General features: G+C 66.5%; 25 protein-coding genes and 2 pseudogenes. 18 read left to right on the forward strand and 9 right to left on the reverse strand.

Annotated elements, in window-relative coordinates; translation table 11 throughout:
* The first annotated feature begins 22 nt into the window (after positions 1–22).
* A complete protein-coding gene (locus tag BTO20_RS04760; RefSeq protein ID WP_087081612.1) occupies positions 23–406 on the forward strand; it encodes a VOC family protein in 384 nt (127 codons plus the stop codon).
* Here BTO20_RS04760 and BTO20_RS04765 read toward each other — a convergent pair.
* Entirely contained in the window at positions 403–918 is a 516-nt protein-coding gene (locus tag BTO20_RS04765; protein WP_087073824.1) for a hypothetical protein, read from the reverse strand. The two genes, BTO20_RS04760 and BTO20_RS04765, sit on opposite strands and share 4 nt — an antisense overlap.
* Entirely contained in the window at positions 915–1,520 is a 606-nt protein-coding gene (locus BTO20_RS04770) for a hypothetical protein (RefSeq protein WP_087073826.1), read from the reverse strand. The genes BTO20_RS04765 and BTO20_RS04770 overlap by 4 nt, the downstream gene beginning before the upstream one ends.
* A gap of 64 nt (positions 1,521–1,584) precedes the next feature.
* Here BTO20_RS04770 and BTO20_RS04775 point away from each other — a divergent pair, with 64 nt between their 5' ends.
* The 6 genes and pseudogenes from BTO20_RS04775 to BTO20_RS04800 all read left to right on the forward strand — a co-directional run bounded on the left by BTO20_RS04775 (position 1,585) and on the right by BTO20_RS04800 (position 7,747).
* Positions 1,585–2,103: a mycothiol transferase gene (locus BTO20_RS04775; RefSeq protein WP_087073828.1), complete on the forward strand. Its 519-nt coding sequence runs from the start codon at positions 1,585–1,587 to the stop codon at positions 2,101–2,103.
* Positions 2,100–2,657, forward strand: a complete 558-nt coding sequence (locus tag BTO20_RS04780) for a phosphatase PAP2 family protein (RefSeq protein ID WP_087073830.1) — start codon at positions 2,100–2,102, stop codon at positions 2,655–2,657. The genes BTO20_RS04775 and BTO20_RS04780 overlap by 4 nt, the downstream gene beginning before the upstream one ends.
* A gap of 483 nt (positions 2,658–3,140) precedes the next feature.
* A complete protein-coding gene (locus BTO20_RS04785) occupies positions 3,141–4,250 on the forward strand; it encodes a hypothetical protein (protein ID WP_087073832.1) in 1,110 nt (369 codons plus the stop codon).
* 136 nt (positions 4,251–4,386) lie between these two features.
* Positions 4,387–5,917: pseudogene (locus tag BTO20_RS04790) on the forward strand (aldehyde dehydrogenase family protein).
* Positions 5,918–5,989: 72 nt separating this feature from the next.
* A complete protein-coding gene (gene ppk2, locus BTO20_RS04795) occupies positions 5,990–6,850 on the forward strand; it encodes a polyphosphate kinase 2 (RefSeq protein WP_064947765.1) in 861 nt (286 codons plus the stop codon).
* Between the two features lie 42 nt (positions 6,851–6,892).
* The gene (locus BTO20_RS04800; protein ID WP_087073834.1) at positions 6,893–7,747 is read left to right on the forward strand and encodes a hypothetical protein; all 855 of its coding nucleotides are present in this window, start codon (positions 6,893–6,895) and stop codon (positions 7,745–7,747) included.
* Positions 7,748–7,757: 10 nt separating this feature from the next.
* On the opposite strand, the gene BTO20_RS04805 is transcribed toward BTO20_RS04800, so the two are convergent.
* From BTO20_RS04805 to BTO20_RS04825, 5 genes are all read right to left on the reverse strand, one after another.
* Complete coding sequence (locus BTO20_RS04805) at positions 7,758–8,165, reverse strand: DUF1622 domain-containing protein (RefSeq protein ID WP_087073836.1); 408 nt, start codon at positions 8,163–8,165, stop codon at positions 7,758–7,760.
* A gap of 1 nt (position 8,166) precedes the next feature.
* Positions 8,167–8,892 (reverse strand): MgtC/SapB family protein, encoded by a 726-nt coding sequence (locus BTO20_RS04810; protein WP_087073838.1) that lies wholly within the window; start codon positions 8,890–8,892, stop codon positions 8,167–8,169.
* A gap of 66 nt (positions 8,893–8,958) precedes the next feature.
* Positions 8,959–9,858 (reverse strand): crotonase/enoyl-CoA hydratase family protein, encoded by a 900-nt coding sequence (locus tag BTO20_RS04815; protein ID WP_087073840.1) that lies wholly within the window; start codon positions 9,856–9,858, stop codon positions 8,959–8,961.
* A gap of 31 nt (positions 9,859–9,889) precedes the next feature.
* Positions 9,890–10,090 (reverse strand): hypothetical protein, encoded by a 201-nt coding sequence (locus BTO20_RS04820; protein ID WP_087073842.1) that lies wholly within the window; start codon positions 10,088–10,090, stop codon positions 9,890–9,892.
* A gap of 1 nt (position 10,091) precedes the next feature.
* Positions 10,092–12,086, reverse strand: a complete 1,995-nt coding sequence (locus tag BTO20_RS04825) for a prolyl oligopeptidase family serine peptidase (protein WP_087073844.1) — start codon at positions 12,084–12,086, stop codon at positions 10,092–10,094.
* A gap of 61 nt (positions 12,087–12,147) precedes the next feature.
* On the opposite strand from BTO20_RS04825, the gene adh reads away from it, so the two are divergent.
* From adh to BTO20_RS04870, 9 genes and pseudogenes are all read left to right on the forward strand, one after another.
* The gene (adh, locus tag BTO20_RS04830) at positions 12,148–13,671 is read left to right on the forward strand and encodes an aldehyde dehydrogenase (RefSeq protein WP_087073846.1); all 1,524 of its coding nucleotides are present in this window, start codon (positions 12,148–12,150) and stop codon (positions 13,669–13,671) included.
* A 2-nt stretch (positions 13,672–13,673) separates the two neighbouring features.
* On the forward strand, positions 13,674–14,174 hold the full coding sequence (locus BTO20_RS04835) for a DUF779 domain-containing protein (protein WP_198344257.1): 501 nt from the start codon (positions 13,674–13,676) through the stop codon (positions 14,172–14,174).
* 77 nt (positions 14,175–14,251) lie between these two features.
* Positions 14,252–15,853, forward strand: a complete 1,602-nt coding sequence (locus BTO20_RS04840) for an ABC transporter substrate-binding protein (protein WP_087073848.1) — start codon at positions 14,252–14,254, stop codon at positions 15,851–15,853.
* Positions 15,841–16,854, forward strand: a complete 1,014-nt coding sequence (locus tag BTO20_RS04845; protein WP_232491037.1) for an ABC transporter permease — start codon at positions 15,841–15,843, stop codon at positions 16,852–16,854. Before BTO20_RS04840 ends, BTO20_RS04845 begins: the two co-directional genes overlap by 13 nt.
* Positions 16,851–17,675 (forward strand): ABC transporter permease, encoded by an 825-nt coding sequence (locus BTO20_RS04850; protein WP_087073850.1) that lies wholly within the window; start codon positions 16,851–16,853, stop codon positions 17,673–17,675. The genes BTO20_RS04845 and BTO20_RS04850 overlap by 4 nt, the downstream gene beginning before the upstream one ends.
* Entirely contained in the window at positions 17,675–18,445 is a 771-nt protein-coding gene (locus BTO20_RS04855) for an ATP-binding cassette domain-containing protein (RefSeq protein ID WP_198344258.1), read from the forward strand. Before BTO20_RS04850 ends, BTO20_RS04855 begins: the two co-directional genes overlap by 1 nt.
* Before the next feature lie 44 nt (positions 18,446–18,489).
* Positions 18,490–19,059 (forward strand): annotated as a pseudogene (locus tag BTO20_RS04860) (ABC transporter ATP-binding protein); the annotation flags it as partial.
* Positions 19,060–19,127: 68 nt separating this feature from the next.
* The gene (gene lpdA / locus BTO20_RS04865; RefSeq protein ID WP_087073856.1) at positions 19,128–20,522 is read left to right on the forward strand and encodes a dihydrolipoyl dehydrogenase; all 1,395 of its coding nucleotides are present in this window, start codon (positions 19,128–19,130) and stop codon (positions 20,520–20,522) included.
* On the forward strand, positions 20,519–20,788 hold the full coding sequence (locus BTO20_RS04870; protein WP_087073858.1) for a hypothetical protein: 270 nt from the start codon (positions 20,519–20,521) through the stop codon (positions 20,786–20,788). The genes lpdA and BTO20_RS04870 overlap by 4 nt, the downstream gene beginning before the upstream one ends.
* A gap of 8 nt (positions 20,789–20,796) precedes the next feature.
* Here BTO20_RS04870 and BTO20_RS04875 read toward each other — a convergent pair whose 3' ends face one another.
* Both BTO20_RS04875 and ramB read right to left on the reverse strand, forming a co-directional pair.
* Positions 20,797–21,348 carry a carboxymuconolactone decarboxylase family protein gene (locus BTO20_RS04875; protein WP_087073860.1) on the reverse strand — a complete coding sequence of 184 codons (552 nt, stop codon included), beginning with the start codon at positions 21,346–21,348 and terminating at the stop codon, positions 20,797–20,799.
* A gap of 97 nt (positions 21,349–21,445) precedes the next feature.
* Complete coding sequence (gene ramB / locus BTO20_RS04880; RefSeq protein ID WP_087073862.1) at positions 21,446–22,861, reverse strand: acetate metabolism transcriptional regulator RamB; 1,416 nt, start codon at positions 22,859–22,861, stop codon at positions 21,446–21,448.
* A 117-nt stretch (positions 22,862–22,978) separates the two neighbouring features.
* Between ramB and BTO20_RS04885 the strand changes: the two genes are divergently transcribed.
* A complete protein-coding gene (locus BTO20_RS04885) occupies positions 22,979–23,800 on the forward strand; it encodes an acyl-[acyl-carrier-protein] thioesterase (RefSeq protein ID WP_087073864.1) in 822 nt (273 codons plus the stop codon).
* A 258-nt stretch (positions 23,801–24,058) separates the two neighbouring features.
* Positions 24,059–25,345, forward strand: a complete 1,287-nt coding sequence (gene aceA / locus BTO20_RS04890) for an isocitrate lyase (protein ID WP_064945281.1) — start codon at positions 24,059–24,061, stop codon at positions 25,343–25,345.
* The last annotated feature ends 24 nt before the right edge of the window (positions 25,346–25,369 follow it).

A 25,369-nucleotide genomic window follows, 5' to 3' on the forward strand; every position in this document is an offset into this window, starting at 1 on the left:
GGCTCATGCCAAGATCGACCTCGTGATCGACCACTTCGGAATCAACTGCACCGACTGGGCCAAGTCCAAGGAGTTCTACGACACCGTGCTCGGCGTGCTCGGGTACGGCCGCCAGCTCGACTTCGATGTCGCGATCGGCTATGGCCGGGACGGTAAGCCGGACTTCTGGATCGCCGACGCCAGTGCCGGTGATGCGGGCGGCCCCAATCGGGAGATCCACGTGGCGTTCCAGGCTGCTGACGTCGACGCGGTGAAGGCGTTCTACGACGCCGCAGTGGGTTTGGGCGCCGAATCGCTGCACGAGCCGCGGCTGTGGCCGGAGTACCACCCGGGTTACTTCGGGGCATTCGTGCGGGATCCCGACGGCAACAACGTCGAGGCCGTCTTTCACGGAGCTGCGGGCTAGGGGGCGCCCTTCGGCTCGAACGATTCCATCAGCCAGGAGCCGTGGACATTGGTCAAACCGACCAACACGGCGTTCTGTGACTGCGACGGGGACTGATCGCCCTTCGTCGCGGTGGTGTTGACGAATGCCAGCACGCGCGCCTTATCTTCGGACACGCTGTCGACACCGGCGCGCACGACGGTGGCAATCGAGGTGATGCGGGTCTGACGGGCCTGAGGGATGACCGAGTCGCGCATGGCTTTCTGGTACTCGGTCAGGAATTTTCCGGTCAGCAGCGCGGTGCGGGGGCCGAGGTCGGCTTCGCTGATGTCCGGTGTGTAGCTCATGACCGTCGGCAGGTTCGTGCGCACCACGTTGATCACCTGCTGTCGGACCGCGGCTCGGTCCGCCACCGGCTCGGGCGCCGGTCTGCTCTTGATGATCAGCTGCCAGCCGCCCAGCCCGGTTGCCACCGCGATGCCCAAGCAGAGCAGTGCGACCAGCAGTCCCCATGCGACCCGTCGCGCGGTCATGGCACGAACTCCACTTTCGAGACCTTGTAGGAACCGGCGGTTTCGACGACGGTCAGTACCAACCGCTGTGCCCGATTCTGCGGGCCGGTGGCGTGGGTGCTGGTACTGGTAGAGACACTGACCAAAACGACGGCTTGTCCCGCCGTGAACGACTCGAGGCCCGAAGCGCTGACGGTGCCGCGGGACGTCGACCCACTGGTCACCACCACCTGCTTGAATGCGTCGGCCTGCTTCTGGAAGTCGTCGTGGAAGGCGCCGGTCGACCCGTCGAGCACCCGCTGGATATCGGCATCGACACTCTCTGCGCTCACCGACGAGACTGTCGCGGCGAAGTCTCGAGCAGCGTCGACATACGGTTGCCACTGTGGGTCTGTGGTGGACGCGGCGGGCGCACTGCGGACGAACTGGCTGACGGCAAAACCGGTGGCGCCCAACAACACCAGGGCCAGCACCGCGGGAATCGCGATGGCGGCGACCAGCAGTGCCTGCGACTTCCGGGGCGGGCCGGGCGGCGGCGGGTACCCAGGCGTGAACTGCGGGTAGGTCGGCGGCGCGTTGTGAATCGGCGGAGGCTGATGCCACGGATCCGGTTGACCGCCCATGGGCGTGATAGTAACGGCGCTCGACGTCGCGGACAGGTCGGGACCTGCGGGTAGCGTCGCTCTCATGACCTCCGACGAATCCGACGCTGTCCGCGAACTGCTGCGCGATTCCTTCTCCCGGCTGATCGAGCACGTCGACGATCTCACCGACGGGCTCAGTGACGAAGCCGCGACCTATCGCCCGACGCCGCAGGCGAACAGCATCGCGTGGCTCATCTGGCACAGTGCGCGCGGCCAGGATCTGCAGTTGTGCGACATCGCGGGGCTCGAGCAGGTGTGGTTGCGCGACGGATGGGTGGACCGTTTCGGACTCGACTTGCCGCGCGACGACATGGGCTACGGCCACAGTGCCGCTGACGTGGCCAAGGTGCGGGCCTCGGCAGACCTGCTGGCCGGCTACTACCGGGCCGTGCACAAGGTGACGCTCGAGTACATAGCCACCGTCACGCCCGAGGAGCTGAGCCGTATCGTCGACACGCGGTGGAATCCGCCGGTGACCGCGAGCGTGCGGCTGGTCAGCATCATCGATGACTGCGCACAGCACCTGGGGCAGGCCGCGTATCTACGCGGCATCATCGGGTGATCACGCGGTGGTGGCCGCCGATCGGGCTGGTGGCCATGTTGTTGCTCGGCTGGTCCGTCGGTCGGGGACCGACCGCTGCCGACACCTGGTTCCAGCAGGTCGGTTCCGATATGGGGCGATCGCGCACAGCGTTCCTGGTGTTCACCTACCCACCGGCGGTGACGCTGGTCCTGGTCGCCGTGATCGTCGTGACGCTGCGCCGAAGACAGTGGTGGCTTGCGGTCGCGATGCTGCTGAGCGCGCCGCTGGCCACGCTTGCCGTGCAGGTCTGTAAACGCATCTTCGGCAGGGAGAAGGGCGGCGCGCTGTGCTATCCCAGCGGCCACACCACCTTCGCGGTCGTGGTGCTCGGCCTGCTGGTGGTCGCGGCGGGCATCGCCGTGTGGTCGTTGATCGTCGCGGTCACCCTCGGGCTGCTGGCCATGTTCGGCCAGGCCATCACCTATCACTACTTCACCGACACCGTCGGCGCAGTGCTGCTGGCGACCTCGGTGGTGTGCGTGGTGGCCATCGTCGCCCGACGTGAGGTTCAGGCTGCGGCCACGGTTAGCTGATACCGGTCCCAGCGCTGCGTGTCGAGCACGTCGCCGCCGATTCGGACCTGTGTGGCCGACGTTGCGCCGGCTGCCCGACTCGTTCGCTGCATGCGCAATATCGTGTCAGCCGAACGAATGACGTGACGGCGCGGACCGTTGGTTGTGCCCGAACCTTCGATGGTCGGGTGTGGGCGGCGGTGGCGACGCCGGCCCGGTTGATGGTCGAACCATCATGTCCAGCACAGTAGTTCGGTCGAACAATGCTTGCTACAACATTGCATTCTGCAACAGTTTCGAATGAATCTATCAATAGATAGCTAATCTCGGCACGATCCCTAGCTGCACCGTTGGTTAAGCGGTCTGGTTTGCGGTGAGTGCCCCCGGCGGACAAGTAATTGCAGATGCAACAACAACCTGAGAATAACCTGAGTTTTGCCTGTCGCTCGCGTAATTTTGCTGCCCGGGTAGGGGATTCGTCGAGGGGATGAAGGGATTTCGACTATGGAGCAACGGGTTCAGTGCGGCCTCACAGCGGGGCTGGCCATCGTCGGCGCGAGCGTCATCGCGATCACGCCGATCGCACCGACGACGACCGCCGCGTCACGTGTGGTCGACGCGGCGGCCTCGCTGATGGCGAACTTCTCCGGGATGTCGCAAGCGGAGTTGCTTGCCCTGTCCGGGCAGCGGCTCGCCGAGCAGTTCGCGCAGGTGCCGTTTGTTCCGCTGGCAGCGGCCGCGGACCTCGCGGGCGGTGACCAGGCCCGGCTCTACACGGTCCTGCGCTCGGTGATCGATTCGCCGCTCTACGTCGCAGACCCCGTCCTCGAAGCGGCTGCCGACACGTTGCCGCCGTCCCTTGGTGGCGGAACGGATCACATCACCAATACGACGCTGCCGACCGAGGGCGCGATCATGCAGTTCCGGCTGAACACGCTGATCGGTGCCAGGGACGCCGCCGACGGATTCTTCGCCGATGCTCTGGGAGTTCCCGCCAGCACCGACGCCAACACCGCCAACGGCCTCGCAAACGGGGTGACCGCTTCGGTCGAGCGCACGGTCGAGGGGGCAGTGCTCGCGCCCGTCGGCCTCGTCACGATTGCCCAGGCCATGGCGGACGGTGACGCCGCCGAGCTCTACACGGCGATCCGGCAGTACATCGATGCCCCGCTGTGGGCCGCGGACCCGACCATCACCGCGCTGGAAAAGGCCCTTCCGGAATCGCTCGGCGGGGCAACGGAATTCGGTGACAATCAGCAGCCGACGGACGGTGGCTTGAAGGATTTCCGCGATCAGCAGCTCTGGGGCGCGACGCATGAGGCGCGCGTCGCGGTGGCCAAGGTGCTCAATGTTCCGTTGAATGCCCAGGACAACCCGGTCACGCCGCTGACCACGTCGACGCTGTCGAAGACCACGACCAAGTCGGTGGGCACCCAGCTGCCCAAGCTCGGCACTCAGAACCCCAAGCTGAATTCGCAGGTCAAGCAGGCCGGCCAGAATGTGCAGAAGCAGGTCAAGAACGTCCAGACCAACGTCAACAAGGCGCTGAGCAAGGTGAGCGACGCGGTCAAGAACGTGGCCAAGAAGCCCGAATCCAGCAAGTCGGACGACTGATCCCGACTGAGCACAGAGCAGCGGGCGGCGACCGGGGGGTCGTCGCCCGCTACTTTTGCGCATCGGCCGCCCGTCTCACTTGACAGGTGTCAACCCCGGTGCGACCTGCGTCACAAACGGTGGTTAACATGGCCCCATGACAGCGACGCCAGATGTTGATCGGCCGGCTCCGTTCACGGGATCCGGCACCATCCACAGCCCCGCGACCGGCGCCGTCGCCGGTCAGGTGCGCTGGACCGACGCGGCCGACGTGCCGCGGATCGCCGCAGGCCTGCGCGAGGCGCAGCGCGAGTGGGAGGCCAGGGGTGCGAAGGGGCGCGCCAAGGTGCTGGCCCGCTACGCCGTGTGGCTGGGGGACCACCGCGACGAGATCGAGAAGCTGCTGATCGCCGAGACGGGCAAGTCGGCGGTCGACGCGGCCCAAGAGGTGCCGCTGCTGATCATGATCCTTGTCGTACTACATCAAGACCGTGGAGAAGGCGCTGAAACCTGAGAGCCGCCCGCCATCTTTGCCGTTCCTGTCCGTGAAGAAGATCGCCGTGTACTACCGGCCCCGTCCGGTCGTGGGCATCATCGCGCCGTGGAACTACCCCGTCGCCAACGCCATGATGGACGCCATCGGAGCCCTCGCGGCCGGTTGCGCGGTGCTGCTCAAACCGTCCGAGCGCACCCCGCTGACCGCCGAGGTGCTCCTTCGCGGCTGGCTGGATTCCGGTGCTCCCGAGGTGTTGGCGCTGGCCCAGGGTGCCCGCGAGGTGTCCGAGGCCGTCATCGACAACTCCGACTACATCCAGTTCACGGGCTCCAGCGCGACCGGCGCCAAGGTGATGGAGCGCGCCGCCCGCCGGCTCACCCCGGTGAGCCTCGAGCTCGGCGGCAAGGACCCGATGATCGTGCTGGAGGACGCCGACGTCGAACTCGCCGCCAACGCCGCGGTGTGGGGCGCGATGTTCAACGCCGGGCAGACGTGTGTGTCGGTGGAACGCGTCTACGTGCTCGAACCGGTCTATGACCAGTTCGTCGCGGCGACCGTCAAGGCGGTGGAGAACCTCAAGATGGGCTCCGGCGAGGGCTACGACTTCGGCTCCCAGATCGACGGCAGCCAGGTCGCCATCACCGACCGGCACGTCAGCCAGGCCGTGGCCGCAGGCGCCAAGGCGCTCACCGGCGGTAAGCGACCCGAGGGTGAGGGCAGCTTCTACCCGCCGACGGTGCTGGTCGACGTCGACCACTCGATGTCATGCATGACCGAGGAGACTTTCGGCCCGACGCTGCCGATCATGAAGGTGAGCTCGGTCGAGGAGGCCGTCCGGCTGGCCAACGACAGCCAGTACGGGTTGAGCGCCTCGGTGTTCTCCAAGGATGTCGACCGGGCGAAAGCCGTTGCCCTGCAATTGGATTGCGGCGCAGTCAACATCAACGACGTGATCTCGAACCTGATGTGCACCACGGCCCCGATGGGCGGTTGGAAGACCTCGGGCATCGGCGCCCGGTTCGGCGGGGTGGATGGTGTGCGCAAGTTCTGCAAACAGGAAACCGTGGTGGCGCCGCGCACGAGTGTGGGGGCAGGCGGCAACTACTACAACAACTCGCACAAGGCGTTGGCGCGGATGAACAAGCTGATGACCAGGCTGGCGCTGGCCCGGCCACGGCGGGTCGCCAAATAGGCAGGACGGGGCGCCACCTGGCGTTCACTCCGGTGTCACCCGCCGGTACGACGAGCTGGCTATTTTCGGCGGGTGACCACCCTGGATCCCACCGGCTACTCCGTCCGCGACGACGATGACGACGACCCCGAGCTGCTGCTCATGCCGAGTGGCGAGGTGGTCGACACGTGGCGCGAGGGCTACCCGTACGACGAGCGGATGAAGCGCACCGAGTACGAGGAGCAGAAGCGGCTGCTGCAGATCGAGTTGCTCAAGCTGCAGAAGTGGAGTCAGGGCAACGGCTTGCGGCACGTCATCGTGTTCGAGGGCCGCGACGCCGCAGGCAAGGGCGGCACCATCAAGCGGTTCATGGAGCACCTCAACCCCCGCGGCGCCCGGGTCGTCGCGCTGGAGAAGCCCACCGAGAAGGAACGTACCCAGTGGTACTTCCAGCGTTACGTCAATCACCTGCCGGCCGCCGGCGAGATCGTGCTGTTCGACCGGTCCTGGTACAACCGGGCCGGGGTCGAGCGCGTGATGGGCTACTGCAGCCCCAAGCAGCATGCCGAGTTCATCCGGCAGGCCCCGTTGTTCGAGCAGATGCTGGTCAACGACGGCATCAGCCTGACCAAGCTGTGGTTCTCGGTCACCCAGAACGAGCAGCGCACCCGATTCACCATCCGTCAGGTGGACCCCGTGCGGCAGTGGAAGCTCTCGCCGACGGACCTCGCATCGCTGGACAAGTGGGACGACTACACCGCGGCCAAAGAGGACATGTTCGCGTGGACAGACACCGAGATCGCGCCGTGGACCGTCGTCAAGAGCAACGACAAGAAGCGTGCCCGCATCAACGCGATGCGCCACGTGCTCGGTAAGTTCGACTACGACAACAAGGACCGTGAGGTGGTCGGCCAGGCCGATCCGCTGATCGTGGGGCGCGCGCTTTCGGATTGACCCAGATCCGCTTCTGGGCCGTCCCGAGTTGAGGAGGACGGCGTGCGGTTCGTGATGGCGCTGCTGCTGTGGGTGCTGACGACGGTGTTGCTCGCCGTGGCGGTGCCGACGGCGTGGGCCCAGAAGAACATCGTCGATCAGGCGGGCTACTCGGCGTTCGCGGCGGCCGCGGCGAAGGATCCGCAGCTGCAGCAGGCCGTGGCCGGTGAGCTCACCACGCAGGTGCGTACGTTGGCGGCCAAGAACGGCGCCGAGGTCAACGCGTCACTCATCCGCGGCGTGGCCAACGCTTACACCGCGGGCCCGATGTTCCCGGGCCAGTTCGCGAAGGCCAACGAGATCGCCCACACCTGGATGTTCACCAACCAGTTGGCGCGCGACGAGAACGGCTCTTGGGTCGTCGACCTGGCTCCGATGCTGGCGGATGCGTCATTCCAGGAGACCCTGTCGCAGTTCAACGTCAAGGTGCCGCAGACGCTTACGGTGCCGATCGCGGCGTCGGCTCCCGAGGCGCTGCAGCCCGGCAAGCTCCGGCCGCTGGCGGTGTGGGGGCCGTGGGTCAGCGTGGGGGCGACGGTATTGGCCGGTGTGTTCGCCCTGCTGACGTTGGTTGCCGCCAAGTCGCGGGGTAAAACACTTGCCGCGCTGGGTGTCTCAGCGCTTCTGGTCGGTGCGGCCGGGTGGGCCGGGCTTGAGGCGGCGCGGCGCTATCTCAACAACGCGCTCAACCACACCAGCGGTGACATCCGGCAGGCCGCCGATGCGATGGTCAACCACGCCATCGCGAACCTGCACCAATGGCTCAACCTGACCTTGGCCGTCGGTGGCGGCCTGGTGGTGTTCGGGGTGATCGTCGCGATGCTGGGCGGACTGCGTCGCCGCCCCAGCGACCGGTAGGCCGCCGGCCTCAAACCGTGGGATCGACCCGCCCGGATTCGCGGGCCGTGCGGGCCAGCACCTGCGGCCCGGTGGTCAACGCCTTACGCCACGGCGCGACGCCGTCGACCTCGATCTCGATCGAAATGCTCAGCACGGTGCGGATGAGCACGATCATGCCGAGCACCGCGGCGTCGGTGAGTGACGGTGTGGCCGTGACGGTTTTGACGATGTCGGCCGCGACGAGCAGTTCCAGTCCGAGCAGGATCGCCCCGCCCAGGGAATCTCGCAGCGTCTTGAATGCGCGGCTGCCGTCACCGGTCCGCCGCCACGACCGGATGGCCAGGACGAACGCGAACAGGAATCCCAGCACCATCGACAAGACACCCAGCACTTCGAACGCAGTCGTGGCCTGTTCGAAGAACTCCTGTACGTGCACCTCAGCGGCCTTTCCCGACCCAGTCGGCAGCAGCCTCGTCGCGGATGTACCACCGCGCCGAGCTGATCGCAGGTTCCAGGCTCACGCTGGCGACAGCTTCCTGCAGCGCACCGTCATCTCGGACGTCGGCCGACATCTCGGCACGCAGCCGAACCTCGTCGGGTGACGTGCCGACGGTCGACACCAGTGACCGCAGCCTCAGCTCAGGCCTCGTGGCTGCCCGCAGCAAGAGCGCCCGGCTGTCGGCTTCCGCGTCGAGCCGGCACGTCACGTCGAGCACATACTCGGCCGGTGACGTTTCCCGGCCGGTGAGAGACTTCGCGCGGTCCATGCGTTGGCCGACAAAGAACAGCAGGAAGTTCGCGGTGACGATGATCGCCGCGGCGGCAAACGCTTCCCGCCACAGCCAGGCCCCGGCCAGCGCACCCACAGCGGCTGTGGCCCACAGTGTCGCCGCGGTGTTCAAACCGGTCACCGACAGGCCCTGCTTCATGATCACACCGGCACCGAGAAAGCCGATCCCGGAGACGATTTGGGCTGCCACCCGGGTCGGGTCGCTGCCCTCGAACGCGTACGCGCCGAGGATCAGGAACAGCGCAGAGCCCATGCTGACCAGAGCCATGGTCTGCAGGCCGGCCAGCCGGGACCGCCACTGGCGTTCCATCCCGATCAGGATGCCCAGCAGTATCGCGAAGCCGACCCGGCCCAGCAAATCCAGGGCAGGCATGGATGACGATGGCATGGATGGAGTCTGCCCCGGCAGCAGCGAGACTGAGGGCGTTGACACGCAAAGTTACGGCTCGATGACGTGCGACGGGTCCGGCCGGCGCTCGGGCGGGGCCTGGCTGTAGTCGCCCCAGGGCCCGTCGCGGTGCTCGATTGCGCTGCGCACACCCTGCTGGGCTGCTGTGTCGATGAACCGCAGCGCATCGGGAGTGTTGCGCATCAACCCATCGAGGATGCCGCCGAGGGTCTGGGTGGAGGACAACCCCATGTTCTCGTAGGCCTGGTTGACGATGAGCTTCTGAGCCTGCAACTGTGACAAGGGAATTCGGGCCAGCTTCGCGGCGACGTCGGCCACCCTGGCCTCCAGCCGCTCGAAGGGCACCGATTCGTTGATCAGCTCGACCGCGGCGGCTTCCTTGCCGGTCAACGGTTCTCCGGTCAGCGAATGCCACTTCACCTTCGCCAGGCTCAGCCGGTAGAGCCACATCCCGGTCAGGTAGGCGCCCCACATCCGCGCGTAGGGCGTGCCGATGACGGCGTCGTCGCTGGCGATCACGATGTCGGCGCACAACGCATAGTCGCTGGCCCCACCCACACACCAGCCGTGGACCTGCGCGATCACCGGCTTGGACGCCCGCCAGATGGCCATGAATTTCTGGGTCGGCCCGGTTTCGCGGCTGCTGACCATCGCGAAATCCTTGCCGGGATCCCACCGGCCGTCGGTGTTCATCGCCGCGCCCCAGTGCTGGAAACCGCCACCGAAGTCGTAGCCGCCGGAGAACGCCCGGCCCGCGCCGCGCAGCACGATCACCTTGATGTCCGGGTCGCGTTCGGCCAGTCCGATGGCCTTCTCGATCTCGTCGGGCATGGGAGGGACGATGGTGTTGAGCTGCTCGGGCCGGTTCAGCGTGATGGTCGCGACGGGTGCGGCTGTCCGGTACAGGAGGGTTTCGAACTCGTGGGCCATCCCAGCAGTCGAGTCAGCTTCGGCGCTCAAGTCAAGAGTCTCTGGTGCTCGACTCGGTGATGGCCAACGCGATGAGGACGTCGGCCGTCGTGATGAACAGGCCCGCCCAGTACATCCATTTGAGGGTGGGGTCCGGCTGGGAGGCGAAGAAGATGACGAGAAAGATCGGTCCGACGATGCCGCAGACGAACGTCATCCCTTGGATGACGAGGTAGCGCCGGAACGTTTCCACCTCAGCCGCCCAGCTTCCGCCACAGGAACTCGTAGGTCAGCGCCGCCTTGAACGCGGCCTGCTTGTTGTCCGCGGCGCCGCCGTGGCCACCCTCGATGTTCTCGTAATACGTCACGTCGTGCCCCGCGGCCTCCAGGGCCGCGGTCATCTTGCGGGCATGCCCGGGATGCACCCGGTCGTCGCGCGTCGAGGTGGTGATGAGGATCGGCGGGTAGCGGCGATCATCCGAAATATTCTGGTATGGAGAGTATTTCGAGATGAATTCCCAGTCGGCCGGGTCGTCGGGATCGCCGTATTCAGCCACCCAGGACGCCCCGGCCAGCAGCAGGTGGTAACGCTTCATGTCGAGCAACGGCACGCTGCACACCAGGGCGCCGAACAACTCCGGATACTGCGTCAGCATGACGCCCATCAGCAGGCCGCCGTTGCTGCCGCCCGCCGCGCCGAGCTGTTCGACGGTGGTGATGCCGCGCCGCACCAGATCGGCTGCCACGGCGGCGAAGTCCTCATAGACGAGGTGGCGGTTCTCCCGCATCGCCTGGGTGTGCCAGCGCGGCCCGTACTCGCCGCCGCCGCGGATGTTGGCGGAGACGAACGTGCCGCCGCGGGCCAGCCAGGCCCGGCCGACGCCACCGGAATAGCCGGGGGTCAACGAGTTCTGGAAGCCGCCGTAGCCGTAGAGGTACGTCGGGCTCGGTGTCGATCGCTGACCGACCACGTAATAGGGGATCGCCGTGCCATCGGCCGAGGTCGCGAAATACTGTGCGGTGTCGATGCCGTCGGCGTCGAAGAACGCCGGTGCGGACTTGAGTTTCTGTAGCGAACCACCTGCGGTTCCGTGCAGCAGCCGCGACGGTGTGGTGAAACCGCTTGAATCGTAGAAGATCTCGTCGCCCAGCGGGTCGGTGTCGACCACGACGGTCTCGTCGCCCACCGGGATGCCGGGCGCGTCGACGCGGTCCCACGTTCCGGGCGTGACGATCTCGATGTGGCTGGCGACGTCACGGCGCGTGACCAACACGAGTTTGTCCTTGGTCCAGCTGGCCTCGGACAGGCAACTGTGCTCATCGGGTTCGTAGATGGTGGCCAGTTCGCCTGTGCCGGAAAGGAAGTCCTCGAACTGGGTGGCCAGCAAGCTGCCCGCCGGGTAGGTGACGTCGCCGACCTGCCAGTCGTCGCGCAGTGAGATGAGCATCCACTCGCGGTGAGTCGATGTCGTGGCGTCGGTGGGAACGTCGATGAGGGTCAGCTCGCCGTCGCGGACCTCGTAGCGCAGCTTGTTGTAGAAGTCGGTGTAGCGGCCGACGCGGGTGTGCTCGAACCCGGGTGTCCGGTCCACGCTGGCGATCACGCGGATATCGGTCGGTTCGGCCTCGAATACGGTCTCGGCGTTTTCCAGCGGTTCGCCGCGGCGCCAGCGTTTGGCGATGCGCGGGTAACCGGATTCGGTCATCGACCCGTCGCCGAAGTCGGTGCACACCAGCACGGTGTTCTCGTCTTCCCAGGTCACCGAGGACTTGGCCTCGGGCAACTCGAAGCCGCCCGCGACGAATTCCTTGGTGCGCATGTCGAATTCACGCACCACCGTGGCGTCCGCGCCGCCTCGGGACAGGCTGATCAATGCCAGCGTGTGCTCGGGCTCGATGACTTCGGGGCCGGCCCACACCCAGTTCTCGTCCTCGGCTCGCGCGAGCTCGTCGAGATCGATGATCACTTCCCAGTCGGGCTCATCGGTGCGGTAGCTCTCCAGCGTGGTGCGGCGCCAGATCCCCCGCGGGTTGGCCTCGTCGCGCCAGAAGTTGTAGAGGTACTCGCCCCGGCGGCCCACATACGGAATGCGCGCGTCGGTGTCGAGCACCTCGAGGACCTGGTCGCGCAGTTCGTCGAACCGGTCGCCGCCCAGCGCCGCCACGGTCGCATCGTTGTGCTTGCGGACCCAATCCAGGGCGTCGTCGCCGGTGATGTCCTCGAGCCACAAGTACGGGTCATCTGCCACCTCAACATTGTGCCCGCGCGCGTAGTGTGAGCTGTGTTACACCGCTCACGAGGAGTCCATCATGACAGTGTTTTCGCGCCCGGGGGCCGCCGACGCCCTGATGTCCTTCGAATCTCGGTACGGCAATTACATCGGCGGGGAGTGGGTTGCCCCGGTCGGTGGCGCCTACTTCGAGAACCCGACCCCGGTCACCGGGCAGGTGTTCTGCGAGATCCCGCGCTCCACCGAGGCCGACGTCGAAAAGGCGTTGGACGCCGCTCACGCGGCCGCGCCGGCGTGGGGTAAGACCGCCCCCGCAGAACGCGCCAACATCCTGAACAAGATCGCCGACCGCATCGAGGCCAACCTCGAGTCCATCGCGCTGGCCGAGTCGTGGGACAACGGCAAGCCGATCCGCGAGACGCTCAACGCCGACATCCCGTTGGCAGTCGATCACTTCCGCTACTTCGCCGGCGCCATCCGGGCACAGGAAGGCTCGTTGAGCCAGATCGACGAGGACACCGTCGCCTACCACTTCCACGAGCCGCTGGGCGTGGTCGGCCAGATCATCCCGTGGAACTTCCCGATCCTGATGGCCACCTGGAAGCTGGCCCCCGCGCTGGCCGCGGGCAACGCCGTCGTCCTCAAACCGGCCGAACAGACCCCGGCGTCGGTGCTGTATCTCTTCTCGCTCATCGGCGATCTGCTGCCGCCGGGTGTGGTGAACATCGTCAACGGGTTCGGCGCGGAAGCCGGCAAGCCGCTGGCCTCGTCCAACCGGATCGCGAAGATTGCCTTCACCGGTGAGACCACGACCGGCCGGCTGATCATGCAGTACGCGTCGCAGAACCTCATCCCGGTCACCCTGGAACTCGGCGGCAAGTCGCCGAATATCTTCTTCAACGACGTGATGGCGGCCGGCGACGACTTCCAGGACAAGGCCCTGGAAGGCTTCACTATGTTCGCCCTGAACCAGGGTGAGGTGTGTACCTGCCCGTCGCGCAGCCTGATTCAGGCCGACATCTACGACGAGTTCCTGGAGCTGGCCGCCATCCGCACCAAGGCGGTCCGCCAGGGCGATCCGTTGGACACCGAGACCATGATCGGGTCGCAGGCCTCCAACGACCAGTTCGAGAAGATCCTGTCCTACATCGAGATCGGGAAATCCGAAGGGGCCCGGGTGGTCACCGGCGGGGAACGCGCCGACCTCGGTGGTGACCTGGCGGGTGGGTTCTACATCCAGCCGACGGTGTTCGAGGGCACCAACAACATGCGGATCTTCCAGGAGGAGATCTTCGGCCCGGTCGTCGCGGTGACGTCGTTCAAGGACTACGACGACGCCATCGCGATCGCCAACAACACCCTCTACGGGTTGGGCGCGGGCGTGTGGTCGCGGGACGGCAACACCGCCTACCGCGCCGGCCGCGACATCAAGGCGGGCCGGGTGTGGACCAACTGCTATCACGCCTACCCGGCGCACGCCGCATTCGGCGGGTACAAGCAGTCCGGTATCGGCCGCGAGAACCACAAGATGATGCTGGACCACTATCAGCAGACCAAGAATCTGCTGGTGTCCTACAGCAACAAGGCACAGGGATTCTTCTGAACATGACGAGCAGAGCTCTCATCACCCAGGCCGCCGCCGATCTGCTGGTGACACTGCAGGAGCGGCACGGGGCGTTGATGTTTCACCAGTCCGGCGGATGCTGTGACGGGTCGTCGCCGATGTGTTACCCCGACGGCGATTTCATCGTCGGGGACCGCGACATCCTGTTGGGTGTCCTCGACGTGGGGGAGGCCGCGGACGCGAGGAGCAAGGGAATCTTCGGTGTGCCGGTGTGGATCTCCGGGCCGCAGTTCGACGCGTGGAAACACACCCAACTGGTGATCGATGTGGTGCCCGGCCGTGGCGGCGGGTTCAGCTTGGAGGCGCCCGAGGGCAAGCGTTTCCTGTCGCGCGGACGAGCGTTCACCGACGCCGAGCTCGACGAACTCGCTGCGTGCCCACCCCTGACGGGGGCCGAGTACGCGGCGGGGAAGCGGCCGCCGGACACGGGCAGCCACATCGTCGCCGAGGCGTCAGACGCCTGCCCGGTGCCTCAGAGGTAGGAGCCGCGTTCTGCCGAGGGGATAGCTGATCTCGCGACTTCGCCGCAAGAAACCAGTTCATGTGTTCAGATGGACACATGTTGTTTTGGTTCACGCGCTCGTCGCAGCTGCGTCTCCTCGTCGTATTCGGCGCGATAGTGGCGACGACGCTGGCTGGTTGCGCGTCCAATTCCGGTTCGGCAGAACGTAATCAGGTCGTGCTGGCAGACGGTCAGGAACTCGGCGGCTACAACCCCGTATCCGGCTACGGCGAGCTCGGCGTATCGCCGATCTACGAAGGCCTGTACCGCCCTCAGGGTGCGTCGGACTCGGCGGTGCCCACCCTTGTCCCGTGGCTCGCCACCGCAGCGCCGGATCCGGTGGGGCCGAAGCGGTGGCGGGTGCCGTTGCGCGAGGGCGTGACGTTCTCCGACGGCACAGGCTTCGACGCTGCCGATGTGGTGGCGACCTACACCGCGGTGAAGAATCCCGAAGTGGCGTCGGAGATCTCGACCCACGTCGAACCCATCACCGCGATGACCGCCGACGGCCCGCACGCCGTCATCGTCGAGACCAGCATGGCCGCCGACCCGACTCCTTTTCTCCTGCTGGGCATCCTGCCGTCGGAAAAGGTCGAGGCGGCCCCGGCGGCCGACTGGGCGGTGAACACCGCGCCGGTCGGGACCGGCCCGTACCGGCTGGAAAGTCTGCGGCCGGATCAGGCCGTCATGGTTGCGCGTGACGACTACTGGGGTCCGCCCGCGCAGGTCCGCCGCCTGATCTATACCTACACTCCCGACGACAACGTGCGCGCGCAGCGCATCATCGCCGGCGAGGTCGACGGAGTGAACTTGCCGCCCAAGCTGATCGATTCCATCGGCCGCGACACCGTGCGCACCGTGGCGGTGCAGTCCGCGGATTGGCGGGGCGTGGCGTTCCCGTCCGGGAATCCGTTCACCGCCGACCCGCGTGCGCGGCTGGCGATGAACCTCGCCGTGGACCGCGAAGCGGTGATCCGCGACGTGGTGGCCGGACACGGTCGTGCGGCGATCACGCCGATCGCCGCGGTCTACGGCGATGCCTTCAATCCCGACGCGCGGTTCGCGTTCGACTTGCACGGTGCGGCACAGATGCTGGACGACGCAGGCTGGCGGATCGGGGCCGACGGATGGCGCGAAAAAGCCGGCGTACAAGCGTCATTCGACCTGCTCTACAACGCCCAGGACACGTTGCGTCGCGACCTCGCGGTGGCGTTCGCGGCGGCGATGAAGCCGTTGGGGGTCGACGTGCGCACCCGTGGCACCAGTTGGGACGAGATCGACACGCGATTCGGTGACTCGGCGGTACTGCTCGGTGGTGGAGAGACGCCCTACAGCATCGACTCACAGGTGTACGACACGCTGCACACCCGGGTGCCCGACTCGTCGCCATACGCCAACCCAGGCAACTTCACCGCGCCAGGACTGGACGGCCTGCTCGAACAGGCGCGCGAAACCGGCCCAGGCGCAAAGAAAGACGCGCTGTACCGCCAGATTCAAGCCGTCTACGTCGCCGAGCCGTCCTACGTCTACCTCGCATTCCTCGATCACACGTACGGATATCGGGACCACGGCTGGCAGCAGGTGGCGCCGATCCTCGAACCGCATTCCCACGGTGTGTCGTGGGGCCCGTGGTGGAATGTCGCGGCATGGGCGCGCTGACCCGCCCGGACGTCGACCGTGATCGCCGAATGTGTGCTGCCGCACGTCTTCTCGGCATCCGTACCGCCGTCGCCGTGCCGGTGACCGTCGCGGTCTCGGTGGTGATGTTCGGCATCGCGTCCCTGTCACCGTTCGATCCACTGGTGGCCTATCTGGGTGACAACTACCAGGCCGCCACCCAGTCTCAACGCGCGGCGGTACGCGCCGCATACGACATCGATCAATCCTGGTGGCAGGCCTGGTGGAACTGGTTTTTCGGCGCGGTCCGCGGTGACCTGGGCTGGTCTTCGACGAAATCGCAGTCCGTGACGACGGTGCTGGCCGAACGGATACCGTTCACGCTGGCCTTGTCCGGCGCGGCGTTGGTGACCGCTGCGGCCGTGGCGATCCTGGTGGGCGGCATCACCGGAATGCGCAGAGGTGGTGCGCTGGACCGGCTGTGCACCGGGGTGGCGGTGACGGTCGCCGCGATGCCGCCGTTCGTCGTATCGCTGACATTGGTGGCGGTGGTGGCAGTCGGGTTGCGCTTGTTGCCTGCGTCGGGGGCGAGCGCTCCCGGGGACGATTACACCGCCGGCGGCCTGGTCCGGCACGCCGTGCTGCCGCTGATCGCGCTGACGGTGTCGCAGATCCCGTGGCTGATGTTGACCATGCGGACGGCGGTCGCGCAGGCATGCGAATCCGATGCGGTGCGCGCGGCGCGAGCGCGTGGTGTCGACGGCTGGGCCCTGCTGCGCGGCCACATCGCCCCGGTGTCGGTACTGCCGACGCTGGCGCTGCTGGGAACCCGACTGCCCGAGCTGATTGCCGGCGCAGCGATCGTGGAGACCGTGTTCAGCTGGCCGGGAATGGCGGCCACACTCGTGGAATCCGCCGCAGCGCTGGACTTTTCATTACTCGCGGCGTTGACGGTCGGATCGGCCTTCGCGGTGTTGGCCGGGTCGGCACTCTCCGATGCGGCAGCCGTGGCGATCGATCCGCGGATCGAGATGAAGGCATGACAGTGAGGCAGGGTGGGCAGGCGCGGGTCGGCTGGCCGTGGCTGGTGATCGGCCTGATCGTGGTGGCGGCCGTGGCGATTCCGGCGCTCGCCGGTGAACAGGTCGCCGATTTCGGTGCGGCACTGCGGCCGCCCGCGATCGAAAACCCGGCAGGCACCGACCATTCGGGTTATGACCTGCTGGTGCGTACCGCAGAAGGGTTGCGGATCTCGCTGGTGATCGCCGCGGTGTGTGCGCTTGCCGCGACGGTGCTCGGTCTCGTGATAGGCGTCGGATCGGCACTGGCCGGCGGCTGGGTCGACGCGATCGTGATGCGGGTGGTCGACGGTTTCAACGCGCTGCCGCATCTCGTCGTCGGGATCGTCATCGCAGCGATGTGGCGCGGTGCTCCGCTGGCCATCATCGCGTCGATCGCGCTGACCCACTGGCCGGCCGTCGCACGTGTGGTGCGCGCCGAATTGCTGTCGGTCGCTGACGCCGGATGGGTGCAGGCCGCGAAACTGGCCGGCGCGTCGCGCTGGTTCGTCGCCCGCAATCACCTGGTGCCGGCCGTGACGGGGCAAGCACTCGTGGCCATGGTGATGCTGCTGCCGCACGCCGTGTGGCACGAGTCGACGCTGTCTTTCCTCGGGATCGGCCTCTCGCCGGATCGAGCCAGCCTGGGCACCCTGCTCGGGCAGGCGCGCGGCGACGTGCTGATGGGCGCCTGGTGGACGCTGGCGGTGCCTGCCGCGGCGCTCGTCGCGACCGCGCTGGCTTTCGCCGTGGCGGGCGCGGCCGTGCGACGGCGCAACGCGCCGCCGGCCGGGCAGGTGTGGTGATGGCATCCCCGACGGCACAGCTGTGCGACCTCACCGTCGACATCGCCACCCGCAGCGGTCGCAACGCGCCGGTGGTGCGGGTGCTCGATTCCGTCAGCCTGGATGTGCAGGCGGGCCGCGTCACGGCACTGATCGGCGAATCGGGTTGTGGGAAGTCGATGGTCGCCGCCGCATTGTGCGGCCTTCTGCCGCCGGCGGCACAGGTCGCCGGACGCATCCTGGTCAGGGGCGAGGACCTGGTCGCGGCGGGCGAGCGCGGCTGGCGTCCGTTACGCGGACATCACATCGGGGTGGTGCCGCAGTCCGCGGCGACCTCCTTCACTCCGGTCCGCACGATCGGATCCCAGCTGGCCGAGGTGTGCCAACGTCTGGACGCCGACCGCGCCCCGGCGCAACTGTGCGCGGCAGTCCGGTTGCCGGCCGACGTCGTCCACCGCTATCCCCACGAACTGTCCGGAGGCATGGCACAGCGCGCCGCGATCGCCGCGGCGCTGGCCGGCCGCCCGGCATTGCTCATCGCTGACGAACCGACCTCGGCGCTCGACCCCGCCAACGCCGCTGTGGTGTGGCAGTTGCTGGCCGAGGCCGCTTCCGACGGCGCGGCTGTGCTCGTCATCACCCACGATCTCCCGTCGTTGCTGCGTGCCGCCGTGTGCGACGACATCGCGCTGATGAGCGCGGGCAGCATCCTGCGGCGGGCCGCCACCACGGATATGCTCGCCGACCCGGACGCCTACGTGCGCAGGTTCTTCGGGGCGGTGACGTCGTGAGCGTCTCTCAGCTGGAGGCCGACAGCATCTGTGTGTCATTCGACGGCCGGCTTGTCCTCGACGCTGTCGGGCTGACCGCACGCGGTGGCGAGATCGTCGGGGTTACCGGCCCGTCAGGCTGCGGCAAGACGACCTTGCTGCGGGTGTTGGCCGGGCTGCACCGGCCGGACGCCGGTCAGGTCCGCTACCACGGAGCTGCGCAGCCGCCTCCGGCGTCGCTCGCGCTGCTCGCCCAGCACCCACGGCTGGTCTGCAATCCACGCTGGACGCTCGGCCGGATCATCGCCGAACCGGCGCTCATCGGTGGCACGCCGGTGTCGGTCGATGCCATCGCGCGCCGCGTCGGGCTTGACGAGTCGCTGCTGCAGCGGCATCCCGGGCAGGTCAGCGACGGCCAACTACAGCGGGCGTGCCTGGGCCGGATCGTCGCGCAACAGCCCACGATCGTGCTGTGTGACGAACCGACGGCGATGCTCGACCCCATCGCCACCGATCACGTCGCCGAACTGTTGAGCGACGTCGCCGACGGCGGCGCGAGCGTCGTGCTGGTCAGCCATGATGCGGATCTCGTCAGCGCGTTGAGTACGCATACTCATACACTGCCGGGCGGCTGAATGATCGTCTTCGCACCGGACCGTGGATCGGTCGATGGAAACCAGGGTCCGCCTACTAGGGTGGGGGCGTGACCCACTTTGACGTCGTCGTTCTCGGAGCTGGTCCCGGTGGATACGTCGCGGCTATTCGTGCCGCTCAACTGGGGCTGAACACCGCCATCATCGAACCCAAGTATTGGGGTGGGGTGTGCCTCAACGTCGGGTGCATCCCGTCCAAGGCGTTGCTGCGCAATGCCGAGCTGGCCCATATCTTCGCCAAGGAAGCCAAGACCTTCGGCATCAGCGGTGAGGCCAGCTTCGACTACGGCGCCGCGTTCGACCGCAGCCGCAAGGTCGCCGAGGGCCGGGTGGCCGGCGTGCACTTCCTGATGAAGAAGAACAAGATCACCGAGATCCACGGCTACGGCACCTTCACCGGCCCCAAGTCGATCTCGGTCAAACTCAACGACGGCGGCACCGAGAACGTCACCTTCGACAACGCGATCATCGCCACCGGCTCCTCGACCCGCCTGGTCCCGGGCACCACCTTGTCCGACAACGTGGTGACCTACGAGACCCAGATCCTCTCGCGCGAGCTGCCCGGGTCGATCATCATCGCCGGCGCCGGCGCGATCGGCATGGAGTTCGCCTACGTGCTCAAGAACTACGGCGTGGATGTCACCATCGTCGAGTTCCTGCCCCGCGCGCTGCCCAACGAGGACGCCGAGGTGTCCAAGGAGATCGAAAAGCAGTACAAGAAGCTCGGGGTGAAGATCCTCACCGGCACCAAGGTCGAAGGCATCGCCGATGATGGCTCGGTCGTGAAGGTCACCGTGAGCAAGGACGGTAAGACCGAGGAACTCAAGGCCGACAAGGTGTTGCAGGCCATCGGGTTCGCCCCCAATGTCGAGGGCTACGGCCTGGAGGCCGCCGGGGTGGCGCTCACCGACCGCAAGGCCATCGCGATCGACGAGTACATGCGCACCAACGTGGCGGGTATCTATGCGATCGGGGATGTGACGGCGCTGCTGCAGTTGGCGCATGTGGCCGAGGCCCAGGGCGTGGTGGCCGCCGAGACCATCGCCGGTGCCGAGACGTTGGCGCTCGGGGATTACCGGATGATGCCGCGCGCGACGTTCTGCCAGCCGCAGGTGGCCAGTTTCGGGTTGACCGAACAGCAGGCCAAGGACGAGGGCTACGACGTGGTGGTGGCCAAGTTCCCGTTCACCGCCAACGGCAAGGCCCACGGCCTGGCCGACCCGACCGGGTTCGTCAAACTCATCGCCGACAAGAAACACCTCGAACTGCTCGGCGGGCACCTCATCGGCCCCGACGTCTCCGAACTGCTACCCGAGCTGACCCTGGCCCAAAAGTGGGACCTCACCGCCCATGAGCTGGCCCGCAACGTGCACACCCACCCGACCCTGTCCGAAGCACTACAGGAATGCTTCCACGGCCTCACCGGCCACATGATCAACTTTTGAGAAACGAGATCATTGCCGGGATCGGCGGATTGGTCGTCGGCCATATTCTGTGGTTGACGGCCATTTCGTTGGCCACCGACAGCGGCTACGTCAACCAGTGGGTGCTGGTTGTCGCTGCGGTGTCGTTCCTGATCGCGGTGGCGGCGGGCCTGCTCGGTTTTCGCAAGTACCAGCAGAAGTCCCATGTGTGGGCGGCGTTCCTGTGGTTGCTGCCGGTCTCGCCGGTGCTGTTCTCGATCGCCGTGCTCGGGGTGACGTACCTGTAGGCCCCGCGTCAGTCCGGGAAGTCCAGCGGGATCCGCAGGGTCGCCATCGTCGCGGCCAGCGCGTCGTATTGTCCTGCCAGCATGCAGAATTCGATGAGCTGGGTGCGGTTGAGGAACGCGGAGAGCGCGGCCCAGGTCTCCGATGACATCGAGCGGGTGACGACGAATTCGTCGGTAGCGGTGATCAGGACGCGTTGCCGGTCGGTGAGCCCGGCGGCGTCGGGACCCTCGAAGATGCGGGCCTGGGTTTCGCGGTCCACCCCGCGGCTGCGGGCCAGCCGCCGGTGCTGCTGCAGCTCGTACTCACAGTCGCGCAGGTGCGCGACGCGCAGGATCACCAGTTCGGCATCCTTGCGGGGCAGCTTGCCGAGCGGTCCGAGCAGCAGGCCGGCCGACGGCAGCCACGCCAGGAACAGCAGCTTGTGCTGACCCAGCACATTGAAGAGAGTGAACCGCGGCGCCCGGATGGCCCGCGCTCCTGCCTTGGCGATGACCCAGTTGATCGGCCCCAGCTCCCGGAATCCCCCCGGTGCGATGCGGGCAGGCTCAAGTGTGCTCACCCAGCCGAGTCTGGCACACCTCGCGAGACTACGGTTTGTGGTGCGATTTCGACGATTTGGCGCCATAAACCGTAGTCTCGGCGCAGAGCGTGCGCGATCAGGACTTCTTGACGAGATACGGCGACACCGTGGAGCGGTGTTCGTCGATGTCCAGGGCCCTGCCGAGCGCGGGGAACGCGCGCTGCGGGCAGTTGTCGCGTTCGCACACCCGGCATCCGGATCCGATGGGTGTGCTGACCTCGCCGGAGACGTCCAGGCCGTCGGAGTAGACCAGCCGGTTGGCGTGGCGCAGTTCGCATCCGAGGCCGATCGCGAAAGTCTTGCCGGGCTGGCCATATCGCGACGCGCGACGCTCCACGGTGCGGGCGACCCACATGTAGTTGCGTCCGTCGGGCATCTGGGCGACCTGCACCAGGATCTTGCCCGGATTGCCGAACGTCTCGTAGACATTCCACAACGGGCAGGTGCCACCCGACGAGGAGAAGTGAAAACCGGTGGCGGACTGGCGTTTTGACATGTTGCCTGCCCGGTCGACGCGGACGAACGACAGTGGTACGCCTCGCATCGACGGTCGTTGCAACGTCGAAAGACGGTGGGCCACCGTCTCGTAACTCACCGAGTAGAACGCCGAGAGGCGCTCGACGTCATAGCGGAAGTTCTCGGCGACATCGTGGAACTGCCGGTAGGGCAGCACGGTGGCGGCCGCGAAGTAGTTGGCCAGCCCCAGCCGGGCGAGCGTGCGGGACTCGTCGCTGGTGAACTTGCCTTCGGTGACCTGCGCGTCGATCAGATCCCCGAACTCCAAATAGGCCAGCTCGGCGGCGAGCTTGAACACGTACTGCCCCGACGAGAGATGCCCACCGATCTCGAGGGTCTTGGTCTGCGGATCGTAGCGGTGCATCACGTTGTCGCCGAGGTCGATTCGCCTGATGATGCGCACGCCGTGCACCATGGTGAGTCGCTCGGAGAGCTCGCGCGAGAGCTCGGCCCGGTGCATGCGCATCCGGATGGTGAAGTCTTCTGCGGCGGTGTCGAGTTCGTGCAGGTAGTTCTGCCGCTGGTAGAAGAAGTCGCGAACTTCCTCGTGGGGCATGGTGATCGCGCCGGTGCCGCTGCTGTCGGAGTACCGGCCCTCGGTGACGGCGGCCAGTTGCGTCGTGGTGAGGCGATAGCGCTGGTGCAGATTGACCATCGCCCGGGCCAGCGTCGGGTGGGTGTTGACGATGTCGGCGACTTCGGCGACGTCCACATCGATGCCGAGGTCGCGGTCCATCGTCACCTCGCGCAGTTCGGCGACCAGCCGGGTGTCGTCGTGCGATGCGAAGAACGTGGCGTCCACGCCGAACACCTCGGTGATGCGCAGCAACACCGCCACCGTCAGCGGCCGCACGTCATGCTCGATCTGGTTGAGATAGCTGGGGGAGATGTCGAGCATCTGCGCCAGCGCGGCCTGGCTGAAACCGCGCTCGCTGCGCAGTTGCCGCACCCGCGAGCCGACGAAGGTTTTTGCCACGTCAACCAGCGTAACAACGCTGTGAAGCCCAGCTTCGCATTCTTGGCAGAACGGTCCTTGGGACTGCCTCGCGCTGCCTGGCATGATCGGTCTGGACGAGCGATTGGGGAGATCGAGATGACGGGTTCCGCAGACAAGCCGACGGCTGGACTGGGCAAGGTCATGATGCCGGTACCGGATCCGCATCCCGACGTCTTCGACAGGGAGTGGCCGCTGCGGGTCGGCGACATCGACCGCGTGGGCCGGCTGCGGTTCGACGCCGCGTGCCGCCACATCCAGGACATCGGATCCGATCAGCTGCGGGAGATGGGCTTCGAGGAGACCCACCCTTTGTGGATCGTGCGGCGGACCATGATCGACCTGATCCGTCCCGTCGAGTTCCAGGACATGCTGCGGATGCGGCGCTGGTGTTCGGGGACGTCGAACCGGTGGTGTGAGATGCGCGTACGCATCGATGGCCGCAAGGGCGGCCTCATGGAATCCGAGGCGTTCTGGATCAACATCAACCGCGAGACCCAGGGGCCGGCCCGCATCTCCGACGACTTCCTCGAAGGTTTGCGACGGACCACGGACGAATCCCGGCTGCGGTGGAAGCCCTACCTGAAGCCGGGCAGCCGCGAGGACGCCCTCGAGGTCAAGGAGTATCCGGTCCGGGTGTCGGACATCGACCTCTTCGACCACATGAACAACTCGGTCTACTGGACCGTCATCGAGGACTACCTGTACTCGCACCCGGAGCTGCTGGCCGGACCGCTGCGGGTGGCCATCGAGCACGACGCGGCGGTGGCTCTCGGGGAGAAGCTGGAGATCCTCTCGCACGTGTACCCGGCGGGGTCGACGGACAAGTTCGGCCCGGAGCTGTCCGATCGGACTGTTATAACGCTCACATATGTGGTCGGTGACGAGGCCAAAGCCATCGCCGCACTGTTCTCCCTCTGATCACCCCCGGTTTAACAGTACGGACGTACTGACCTGCGCAAATCGGTTACCGGTGGGTAGCTTCTGAACCGGTACAGCCATCATATTTCTTCGCAGACTTTGCAAGTTAACGCTGCCATTTGGCGAAAATTGGCAACTGAAACAGGTGGACCTGCGGATATGGCCTGTGCCATCGTCGGATTAGCACATCAGTGAAGCTGCTGCGGCGTTAACAAGATCGGCGCCGCCGCAGCGTCTCAAATCCGAAGGAGCAGTCCTATGTCGACCGTGGGCACCCCCAAGTCACCGGAACAGATCCAGCACGACTGGGATCACAACCCCCGCTGGAAGGGCATCACCCGCACCTACACCCCGGAAGACGTCGTCGCGCTGCAGGGCCACGTCGTCGAGGAGGCCACCCTGGCCCGCCGTGGCGCCGAGGTGCTCTGGGACCAGCTCCACAACATGGACTTCGTCAACGCGCTCGGCGCGCTGACCGGCAACATGGCCGTGCAGCAGGTGCGCGCCGGCCTCAAGGCCATCTACCTGTCGGGTTGGCAGGTCGCCGGTGACGCCAACCTCTCCGGCCACACCTACCCCGACCAGAGCCTCTACCCGGCCAACTCGGTGCCGCAGGTCGTCCGCCGCATCAACAACGCGCTGCTGCGCGCCGACGAGATCGCCAAGGTCGAGGGCGACACCTCCGTCGAGAACTGGCTCGCCCCGATCGTCGCCGACGGTGAGGCCGGCTTCGGTGGTGCGCTCAACGTCTATGAGCTGCAGAAGGCCATGATCGCCGCCGGTGTCGCCGGTTCGCACTGGGAAGACCAGCTCGCCTCGGAGAAGAAGTGTGGCCACCTCGGTGGCAAGGTGCTGATCCCCACCCAGCAGCACATCCGCACCCTGACCTCGGCTCGCCTGGCCGCCGACGTCGCCGACGTGCCGACCGTCGTCATCGCCCGTACCGACGCCGAGGCCGCCACCCTGATCACCAGCGACGTCGACGAGCGCGACCGCCCCTTCATCACCGGTGAGCGCACCGCCGAGGGCTTCTACCGCGTCAAGAACGGCCTGGAGCCCTGCATCGCCCGCGCCAAGGCCTACGCGCCCTACTCCGACCTCATCTGGATGGAGACCGGCACCCCGGACCTGGAGCTCGCCAAGAAGTTCGCCGAGGGCGTCAAGAGCGAATTCCCCGACCAGATGCTGGCCTACAACTGCTCGCCGTCGTTCAACTGGCGCAAGCACCTGGACGACGCGACCATCGCGAAGTTCCAGAAGGAGCTCGGCGCGATGGGCTTCAAGTTCCAGTTCATCACGCTGGCCGGCTTCCACGCGCTGAACTACTCGATGTTCGATCTGGCCCACGGCTACGCTCGCAACCAGATGACCGCCTACGTCGAGCTGCAGGAGCGAGAGTTCGCCGCCGAGGAGCGTGGCTACACCGCGACCAAGCACCAGCGCGAGGTCGGCGCCGGTTACTTCGACCGGATCGCCACCACCGTGGACCCGACCAGCTCGACCACCGCGCTCGCGGGCTCGACCGAAGAGGGTCAGTTCCACTGAGCCATTGATCTTCGGCGCTAAGAG

The organism is Mycobacterium dioxanotrophicus (assembly GCF_002157835.1).
In the GTDB taxonomy this organism is placed as follows: Bacteria; Actinomycetota; Actinomycetes; order Mycobacteriales; family Mycobacteriaceae; genus Mycobacterium; species Mycobacterium dioxanotrophicus.